The organism is Candidatus Poribacteria bacterium, assembly GCA_021162805.1.
In the GTDB taxonomy this organism is placed as follows: domain Bacteria; phylum Poribacteria; class WGA-4E; order B28-G17; family B28-G17; genus JAGGXZ01.
On sequence record JAGGXZ010000050.1, the window covers coordinates 1 to 2,788 of the forward strand.

At 54.2% G+C, this 2,788-nt stretch carries 2 protein-coding genes; both read right to left on the reverse strand.

Going from position 1 to position 2,788, the window contains the following annotated elements:
• On the reverse strand, positions 1-208 hold a 208-nt coding region (locus J7M22_03710; GenBank protein MCD6505712.1), incomplete at its 3' end, for a hypothetical protein.
• A 38-nt stretch (positions 209-246) separates the two neighbouring features.
• Positions 247-2,433 carry a DUF4091 domain-containing protein gene (locus tag J7M22_03715; GenBank protein ID MCD6505713.1) on the reverse strand — a complete coding sequence of 729 codons (2,187 nt, stop codon included), beginning with the start codon at positions 2,431-2,433 and terminating at the stop codon, positions 247-249.
• Positions 2,434-2,788: the final 355 nt, after the last annotated feature.

Below are 2,788 nucleotides of genomic sequence, written 5' to 3' on the forward strand. Positions count from 1 at the left end.
CAAAAACCCTTCCCCATAAAAATCTATTCCCCAAGTCTAAAAAAAAAACAACAAGCCAGGGGCATTTCCCGCTGTAAAGCAGAAGGAAGTTGGACTTTATCCTTATCCTGTAGTGCCAGCCCAACTGCCTCAGGTGCTTCTTCAGTATAAGTACAGACTCCGAGGGGAGGATAAGGCTCTCACCTTGATATGACATTAGGCGGGTCACAGATCATACCTCACTCCAGCGGAAATCATTGAAAAGCCCTAGGTTCGGGGATTATATACTTGCAATGTGCGTGCTAGCAGTTCCCGTGCCCGGCGAAGCTGGTCGTAGTTGATGCAAACGGCGTTGTCATAGGCGAGGACTATTGACAGGGCTATCCGGAGAGCCTCGCGGCAGTGGTCAGCAGCAGCTTGTTTGCCCCGCTTCTCCAACCGGTTGGCCAAGCGTTCAAGCGCCACCATGTATTCATAATCCTCGGCTCCGTCGCGAAACATCGCCAGCCGAAGTGAGGGTGAAACGGTGCCATCGGGATTAGGATATAGCCAATAGTGCTGACCGGCTTTGGCGCGGCGGGAGCGATTCGGGCGTTCCCAAGGGTTACTTGTCCAACGGTTCACCGTCCAGATGAAATACCCGTCGATGTCATATTTATACATTATCCAGAACATAGCTCGATGGGCTATGCCCGGAGCTGAGATGTGCGCCGCCGGCCGAGGCAAGCGGTAGCCGTTATACCACCACACCTCCCGCCCCTTGGACTTCTCCTCCCGCAGGACGTCCTCGTCCAAGGAAGAGACATTCATGCACCACGTGATTTTGCTCCTTGTATGTATCAACGGCGAGGGCACCTCGGTGGCGAATATCTTAATGGCCGGGTCGCCGGCGTGAATCGCGTCGAAGACGCTATTCAGCAGGTCAAAGTCGATTGGCCTGCTGTGTTTGTGAACGACCACCTCGTCAACGCAGTAAACCTCCCAGTGTGTGGGAAGGTTTTCCTCACGGAGGAATTCGGCCGCTGTTTCGTAGGCGGCGGTTATTCGCTTGAGATACTCCGGCGTGCCCTTCTTAGCGCCCAGGAAAGCGTCGCGGTTGAAGAAAAACGGCACGCCCACACCATACATACCACAGCCCAATGACAGATAGTAGTTGGTCAGTCGGAGAAACTCATCCGCGTTCGTTATCACCGCTCGACCGCTTTTCCCATCCCAGCGCATCTCCATGCTTGCCAGTGTGAGCGGGCTCATCCGATACCGAGCGAGCAAAGCGAAGATTTTCGGTCGCCACCTGCGCACATAGTCCCTATAACTCATATCACCGAACCACCTCTTGATCTCCTCGCTCCAGCCCCAGGGACCGTAGAGGTGGGTGACGAAGGGAACAGACTGACGGCGTGGAACCGAAAAGTCGTAGACCTTAAGGGTTATCGGGATGGTAAAGTGGCCGGCGGCCGAGCAATCAATCGTTAGGGAACCCATATATCTGCCAGGTTTGGCATCAGGCGGGACGTAAAAGTCGAGCCAGATGGGATAATTCCATGGGCGATCGGCTGTGAAGGGTTCGGGACCGGGGAGAGCATCGGGCAGACCTTCCGGCGGGCCTTCCCTGGCCGGCACGTAAACCACCTGACTCCACCAGATGTTATCGGCGTGGATCACATCCCCTGATGAGCCGCGCAGATCCGTGAACGTCAAGCGCACGGTGCCGATGCCCCTCTCGGTCTGCGGAGTAAGGACGAGCTGGGCGCTGAGGTATTCGTTGCGCGCTCCGGACAGTATGAGACCCTGCAGATGAGCCGTTGGGATAGGGGTTTTGCGCAGAACCTTCTCCACGGGTTCAGCGAGCCACACCTTGGCAGCCGGGGAGGAGGCGAGCAGTCCGCGGGTCGGCGGCAAATCGAAGCTGGGAAGCTCAGGCCGCGGCGGCGCCTCGGTCGCCCGGAAATTATCGACGTAAATGTCGATGATATCGCCGTGATCGTAAGTGTCCTCGCTGAACCACAGATGCAGGGTTGACAGCCGAGCGGCTCCGGGAATGCCGGCTATGCAGAAGCGCTCGTGGGACCACCTTCGATGCCGCAGGTCTATAAGGGTGGTGCGGTAAATTTCGCGCCCCTGATCGTCCTTTAACGTCACATGCATAGCGAAGTCGGGGTCCCGACCTCGCTCGCTCTCAAAGTATATGTCGAATTCGACGAATTGAAAATCGGACAGATCAATAGGATTCTCATAAGTCTTAGTGGCGGCCGGCCAGCCCATTCCGTTATCGTGGTTCACTTCGAGGTGAATATGTAAACAGCGCTGGCCTGTTCGGACATGAGAACCATCCAAGTCGATAGAGATCTCCTCGCCTCGGGTCTGCCAGCCATCGAGCGTCTCGAAATCTTCAACCATGAGATCCCTCTGGGCACTGGATACAACTATGAACATCGCTAAGATTAACCCTTCCATACCGACACCCCTCTTAAGCTCAAGCGTCAGGTAGCAGCAACACATTATAATACAACTGAGATTTCCCAAGATCTGGAGAATCCAGTAATTACAAGGCATCACAAGAAAGAGGCGATGAAAATGTAGATGAAATCAGAGATAGATTTGGGTTGCCTCTTTGGTGTATAATAGTGAAAAACCTCACAAAGGAGGCAACCCATGGTAGAATTATACGCTGAAGGGATTAAAAAGTCAATACAGCAACTGGAGATAGACAAGGAGTTTGACAAGTTCACAAGGAGACATATGAGGAAAGTCGTCAACGCCTTTGGGATCATCATCTGCCTGATGCTCCTTCCCCTTTCAGGGTGCGAGA